This window comes from Thiocapsa sp., from assembly GCF_035467215.1.
In the GTDB taxonomy this organism is placed as follows: domain Bacteria; phylum Pseudomonadota; class Gammaproteobacteria; order Chromatiales; family Chromatiaceae; genus Thiocapsa.
Genome location: NZ_DATITZ010000227.1, coordinates 1 through 7026 on the forward strand (window position 1 = coordinate 1; position 7026 = coordinate 7026).

A 7026-nucleotide genomic window follows, 5' to 3' on the forward strand; every position below is an offset into this window, starting at 1 on the left:
GTTTCCCCTGTCAACGCTTGGAGCTACGCCTCACGGCATATCCCCCATGACTCGGGGCCGAAACGAATCGCCATTTCTATTTCGTATCGAACTTTCATCGACTACCTCTTGCCAGTTTGTCCTGGCGCATCACAGACCACGCTTTCTCGCTTCCCTTCTTTCGATTAAATGCACTTCATCCCTGCCTATTTGTTTTCTCTGCCCAACGCTGCCTATCCGCCGCACCGCTTCCAGGCGTCGGCGGATGGACCTATTATGCCGCTATACCTTCAAGAGCCACACGACGAACGTCAGTACGTTGACTTGCGTGCTCGAAGGTGATGGCGCAGACGTTGCCTTTGCTGTCGACATCCAGCGTAGTGTTTTCGTCCAAATCCTTAGATTCAGCGATGCCGCTGTCTCGAAACTCAATATAGAGCGTGTCTGTATCGTCGAAATACTTCACTTTCATGGTTTGTATCCACGGTCGAAAAATGCATTATGAACAGTCACGTTGTCAGGTAGAAGGACTACTCTCAGGTATCTTGAATCATGTTCGTCTATTCGCGCCCATCGGCGAATCCTGCCATCTGCTTGGACGTATTCTCGCTCCGGAGTTTCGATGACGCGCTGAATCCACTCGTCTTTTATTATCGAGCGGTCCGGCCGACTTCGGACTGACTGGAAGTACTTTGTACATTTCACCGTGCGCCATCCTTCTCGGCATACCTGAATTATCGCGCGAGATAAGGGGTCACCATTTAGCCGACCCCGCCCCTTTTGCTCTCGCCCAATTACGGGGACAGTTTACCTAATTCCGTTCCAGCAGTTCCAAAGATGTCCTTGGCGTGAGACCTGTCGGAAGCCAAGGCTCACAAGCGAAGCTTACTCGACCCAACCTTATTCATTAGGCGACCTTCTGCAACAGATTCGCGAAATCCTTTCCAGACGTCGCCCGAGGAAGCGGCTTATTATCGCACCTGTAGAGTTCAATCATTTCCTCCACAATTTGGCAAAGCTCCTCGAAGACAGCCTTCTCGTCGTCGCCGTGGCAGCCTCCGAGCATTAAACCGGGGCAGCTTCCCACATAACAGCCATCTTCCTCGGACCATTCAACGATCTTTGCGTATCTGGCACTGTCTCTCATTTCACGAATTTTTGGAGGCACCGAAGTTCACCGTGGTTATTCATCGCCGACGTGTTCTGAGTTTCATTCAGCGCCGGTCAAGATTAGCCTAAGGATGCCTCAAGTCAACATTCCGCGTAATGGTCTCGATCAGAGGCTCTGCTGAAGTGTGTGCAGCGCGGTTCTCGGGACCGTCGGGTTGGACTCGATGCTCGTGCCTGTCAGGGCGGCGGAAGAGGACGACTGCAAGTCGTCGATCCCAGGGGGGCTGCGCTCGATGGGGCGTGGCGGGGGTGGACCGGGGTGTCGCCGAGGTTGGCTCCGGCCGTTTCGGGAGGTCGCCGGGGTTGCGTGGCCTGTCTCGCGATCCGGCCGACGGTTGCCGGGCGGCTCGGCGCCAATCAATCGTGGGACACGCGTCGACGGGCAGACCAAGGGTCAGAGGAGTGTGCGCAAGGCGCTCCGCAGCAGCGGCAGCAGCGCCGCCTTGTCGAGATCAGGGTGGCTGATGGCGCGACCCGACAGCCCGTCGAAGAGTGCCATGATGACCTCGATCGACGCGTCGGCATCACCGAGCTCCATCCCGCGAGCTTGCCGGGCGGCACGATGCAGGGCGCAGAGTCGCTCGCGCTTGGCGGCATCGGCGGCGCGCACGATCTCGGCGACGGCCGGATTGCGGGCGGCCTCGGCGAGGATCTCCATCTCCAGCGCGGCCTTGTTCAGGTCGGTCTTCTCGTTCAGACCGACCTCGACCCGGTCGATCATGGCCTGGAAGAGGTCGTCCTCGCTCTCGAATTGAAGGACCATCTCGAGCGAGCAGTCCAGCTTGCGCTCCACGAGGGCGCCAATGATCGCCTCCTTGCTCTTGAAGAAGTGATAGATGTGGCCCGCACTCATGCCGGCCGCCTTCGAGATCTTCGCGATGCTGGTCCCGTGAAACCCTTCGCGCACGAAACACGCGGCCGCGGCGTCGAGGATCTGTTGGCGCCTCGCCTGACCGCGGTTGGGTTCCTGCTCTTGATTCGGCCCTTGCATTCTTCCTCCTCCGCTGCCTGTTCGCGCCGTTGCGCGGGCGCTCTTTGATAACGGCGCCGCAACGGCCCGAGCCGCGCGCGCCACTTTACACCTTGACCTCGTCGACTCGCGGGTCTAAAGTTCGGTCACAGACTAGAATGAACGTTCACTCTACACGAGTCAACGCCCGACTTCGACAACGCGCTTCGAGGTATCTCATGGGATCCACCCGCCGTCAGATCGGCATCGCCCTCGCTATGCGGATCGGCATCGCACTGCTCCTCGCCGGATGCGATCAGACGCCTGCCGGCAGCGCCACGTCCGCGGCACCTCCGCCGCCCGAGGTCGGTACGGTCACGATCGTCGCCCGCCCGACCACGCTGACGACCGAGCTTCCCGGCCGCACCGTACCTTATCGGATCGCCGAGGTGCGACCGCGCGTCAGCGGCCTTATCCAAGAAAGGCTCTTTACCGAAGGTGGGGAGATCAGCGCGGGCCAGGTCCTCTATCAGATCGACCCGGCCGTCTACCAGGCGGCCTATGACAGCGCCGAGGCCGCGCTGGCACGCTCGCAGGCGACCTTGGATCGGGCGCGACTGAAGGCCGATCGCTATGCGCTCCTCGCCAAGTCCAAGGCGGTGAGTCAGGAGGACAACGACGACACCCAGGCGGCCCTGAAGGAGGCCGTGGCCAGTGTCGCCGTTGATCAGGCCGCCTTGGAGCGTGCACAGATCGATCTGGCCTATAGCCGGGTCGAGTCGCCGATCGCCGGGCGGATCGGCCGCTCCACCGTCACCCAAGGTGCCTTGGTGACGGCCAACCAGGCCGAGGAGCTTGCGACCGTGCAGCAGATCGATCCCATTTACGTCGACCTCACCCAATCCAGCACCCAGCTGCTCAAGCTGCGGCGCGCCTTGGCCGACGGTCGCCTGGAGACGCCGGACGGCGAGCAGGCGAAGGTGACGCTCATCCTGGAGGACGGCAGGGTCCATCCGCATGCGGGGCGCCTGGAATCCTCCGAGGTCACGGTCGACCAGGGGACCGGAACGGTCACGTTGCGCGCGACCGTCCCGAACCCGGACGAGGAGCTGCTGCCGGGGATGTTCGTGCGTGCGCAGGTTGAAGAAGGGGTTCGCGAAGATGCCATCCTGGTCCCGCAGCAAGGTGTTCAGCACGACCGCCGAGGCAACCCGATCGCCCTGGTCGTGAACGACGAGGGCACGGTGGAGGAGCGCAAGATCGAAGCCGAACGCACCATCGGCGACCACTGGCTCGTCGAGGCCGGTCTTCAAGCCGGCGATCGCGTCATCGTCGAAGGCAGCCAGAAGGCGCGGCCGGGAACGCAGGTTCGCGTCATGGACGTCAGCGATCAGCCCGGTTTTGCGGCGGTGAAGTGAGCTTTCGGCATGATTCGGGCGACTAAAGTCGCCCCTACATGCTGACGGCCGACAGCCCGCCGCTACCCACATTCCCGAACCAAGGACTCCAACCCCATGGCCCGTTTCTTCATCGATCGACCCGTCTTCGCATGGGTCATCGCGATCGTCATCATGCTCGCCGGGGTGCTGTCGATTCTGACCCTCCCGGTCGCTCAGTATCCGAGCATCGCGCCGCCGGCGATCTCCGTCACCGCCAACTATCCGGGTGCCTCGGCCCAGACGCTGCAGGACTCGGTGACGCAGGTCATCGAGCAGCAGATGAACGGGCTCGACGGGCTGCGCTACATGTCCTCGACGAGCGAGTCGACCGGGATCGCGACGGTCACCCTGACCTTCGAGAACGGCACGAATCCCGACGTCGCCCAGATGCAGGTCCAGAACAAGCTGCAGACGGCCACGGCGCTCTTGCCCGCGCAGGTGACCCAGCAGGGGTTGCAGGTGGCCAAATCGGTGCGCAACTTCATGATGGTCGTCGCCTTCGTCTCGCGCGACGGGCGGCTCGAAAGCGCGGACATGAGCGACTACATGGCCAGCCTGGTCAAGGATCCGCTCAGCCGCGTGCCCGGTGTCGGGGAGATCACGCTCTTCGGTGCCCAGTATGCAATGCGCATCTGGCTCGACCCGAACCGGCTCAATCAGTTCGGTCTGACGCCGACCGATGTCGCGACCGCGATCAAGGCCGAGAACGCCCAGATCTCGGCCGGTCAACTCGGCGCGGTTCCGGCCGAGCCCGGCCAGCGGCTCAACGCCACCGTGAACGTGCAGAGCCGACTCAACACGCCCGAGGCATTCGGCGCGGTCCGGGTGCGTACCTCGGCCGACGGCTCCACGGTCTATCTGCGCGATGTGGCCCGCATCGAGCTGGGCAGCGAGAGCTACAACACCGCCGCCTTCCACAAGGGCAGCCCGGCCGCCGGCATGGCGATCCGTCTGGCGACCGGGGCCAATGCGCTGGAGACCGCCGCGGCCGTCCGCGCACGGCTCGATGAGCTGGCACCCTTCTTCCCGGCCGGGGTCGAGGCGGTGTTTCCCTACGACACGACGCCCTTCGTGAAGATCTCCATCGGCGAGGTGATCAAGACCCTGATCGAGGCCGTGATCCTGGTCTTCCTGGTCATGTATCTGTTCCTGCAGAACTTCCGCGCGACACTGATCCCGACGCTCGCCGTCCCGGTGGTGCTGCTCGGAACCTTCGGCGTGCTGGCGGCCTTCGGCTATTCGATCAATACCCTGACCCTGTTCGCGATGGTGCTGGCGATCGGTCTGCTGGTGGACGACGCCATCGTGGTGGTCGAGAACGTCGAGCGCGTCATGCACGAGGAGGGTCTGCCGCCCAAGGAGGCGACACGCCGCTCCATGGATCAGATCACCGGTGCCCTGATCGGCATCGCGCTGGTGCTGTCCGCCGTCTTCGTGCCCATGGCCTTCTTCGGCGGCTCGACCAGAGTCATCTACCGGCAGTTCTCCATCACCATCGTCTCGGCCATGCTGCTGTCCGTGGTGGTCGCCCTGACCCTGAGCCCGGCCCTGGCGGCGACCCTGCTCAAGCCCGGACATCAGGGCGAGCGACGCGGCTTCTTCGGCTGGTTCAACCGCAACTTCAACCGTGGCACCGGCGGCTACATCAAGGGTGTGCAGGGCATCCTGGGACGACGCAAGCTGTTCCTCGCGGTCTATCTCATGCTCGTGATCGGCCTGGGTCTGTCCTATGCGCGCCTGCCGACCGCCTTCCTGCCGGACGAGGACCAAGGCATCCTCATCACCCAGGTGATGCTGCCCGCCGGCGCGACACGCGAGCGCACGCTTGAAGTCCTGCGCGAGGTCGAGCGCCACTTCCTCGAAGATGAGTCCGAGGCGGTCCAGGAGCTCATCACCGTGGCCGGCTTCAGCTTCGCCGGACAGGGCCAGAACATGGCGTTCGGGTTCGTGCGCATGAAGGATTGGGACGAGCGCAAACGGCCGGACCTGAAGGTGAAGGCGGTCGCCGGGCGGGCGATGCAGGCCTTCTCGCAGATCCGCGATGCGCAGGTCTTCGCCTTCGTCCCGCCGGCCGTCATCGAGCTCGGCACCGGAACGGGATGGGACGCCCAGCTTCAGGACCGCGGCGGGATCGGTCACGAGGCCCTGATGGCGGCGCGCGGGCAGTTCCTCGGGATGGCGAACGCCGACCCCGCCCTCGCCGCGGTCCGACCCAACGGACGCGAGGACGAGGCGCAGTTCAAGGTCGAGATCGACCGCACCAAGGCCGGCGCGCTCGGGCTCTCGCTCGCGGACATCAACACCGCGCTCTCCGCCGCTTGGGGTAGCGCCTATGTCGACGACTTCGTCCACGAGGGTCGGGTGAAGAAGGTCTATCTCCAGGCCGACGCGCCCTATCGGATGTTGCCCGAGGACCTGGACGACTGGCATGCCCGCAACGCCGACGGCGAGATGGTGCCCTTCTCCGCCTTCGCCAGCGGCAGTTGGGTCTTCGGCTCGCCCCGCTTGGAGCGCTACAACGGTCTGCCCTCCGCGCAGGTGATGGGTCAGGCCGCGCCAGGTGTGAGCTCGGGCGAGGCGATGGAGGCGGTCGAGGCGTTGGTGACCAAGCTCCCGCCCGGGATCGGTCTGGAATGGACCGGGCTGTCGTTCGAGGAGCGCGCCGCCGGTGCGCAGGCGCCCCTGCTCTATGCGCTCTCGGCGCTGGTGGTCTTTCTGGCGCTGGCCGCACTCTACGAGAGCTGGTCGGTGCCCTTCGCGGTCATCCTGGCGGTGCCGCTCGGGGTTCTGGGTGCCGTACTCGCCGTCACCGGACGCGGACTGCCGGCCGACATCTATTTCCAGGTCGGACTGCTCGCGACCATCGGACTCTCTGCGAAGAACGCCATCCTCATCGTGGAGTTCGCCAAGACGCTTCAGGAGCAAGGCAAGGACGCGGTCGCCGCGGCCCTGGAGGCGGCGCGGATGCGGTTGCGGCCGATCCTCATGACCTCGCTCGCCTTCGGCTTCGGCGTGGTACCACTCGCCATCAGCTCGGGGGCTGGCTCGGGGGCGCAGAACGCGATCGGTACGGGCGTGCTCGGGGGTGTCGTCGCCGGGACCTTGCTCAACATCCTGTTCGTGCCGCTCTTCTTCGTGGCGATCCGGTCGCGGTTGGATCGGCGGACGGCTCGGGAGGCATCGGGGCAGGCGATCGTAGCAGCGCCGACACCGTCACCGGCAGAGACCTGAGCAGCGCGCGGCCCGGCGTCGACGTTGACCTAAACCGCGTCCAGAGCGAGATGCTCACTTTCGCGTGAGTTCGACGTTGGGTGCATCCACGGCTCTTAGCGGAGACGCGGTTTAGAAATTTATATTTTTTAATACCTTAAACCGCGCCGGCTCCGACAATGATCGGAGCCGGCGCGGCCAAGCCAATTCAACAAACGACGCATACCGCGCCGGGCGCGGTTTAGGTTCAATGAAAATCCCGGCTGTAGGTCGCCTCCA

4 protein-coding genes are annotated in these 7026 nt (G+C 63.9%); 2 read left to right on the top strand and 2 right to left on the bottom strand.

The annotated features are described in order from the left end of the window. Window positions 1-253: 253 nt before the first annotated feature. Window positions 254-451, bottom strand: a complete 198-nt coding sequence (locus VLR48_RS12985; protein WP_213462057.1) for a DUF2283 domain-containing protein — start codon at window positions 449-451, stop codon at window positions 254-256. Between the two features lie 1092 nt (window positions 452-1543). Then, complete coding sequence (locus tag VLR48_RS12990; RefSeq protein ID WP_325292200.1) at window positions 1544-2140, bottom strand: TetR/AcrR family transcriptional regulator; 597 nt, start codon at window positions 2138-2140, stop codon at window positions 1544-1546. 197 nt (window positions 2141-2337) lie between these two features. Here VLR48_RS12990 and VLR48_RS12995 point away from each other — a divergent pair, with 197 nt between their 5' ends. Together VLR48_RS12995 and VLR48_RS13000 are read left to right on the top strand one after the other, a co-directional pair. Next, on the top strand, window positions 2338-3516 hold the full coding sequence (locus VLR48_RS12995) for an efflux RND transporter periplasmic adaptor subunit (protein ID WP_325292201.1): 1179 nt from the start codon (window positions 2338-2340) through the stop codon (window positions 3514-3516). Window positions 3517-3612: 96 nt separating this feature from the next. Further along, a complete protein-coding gene (locus VLR48_RS13000) occupies window positions 3613-6768 on the top strand; it encodes an efflux RND transporter permease subunit (RefSeq protein WP_325292202.1) in 3156 nt (1051 codons plus the stop codon). Window positions 6769-7026: the final 258 nt, after the last annotated feature.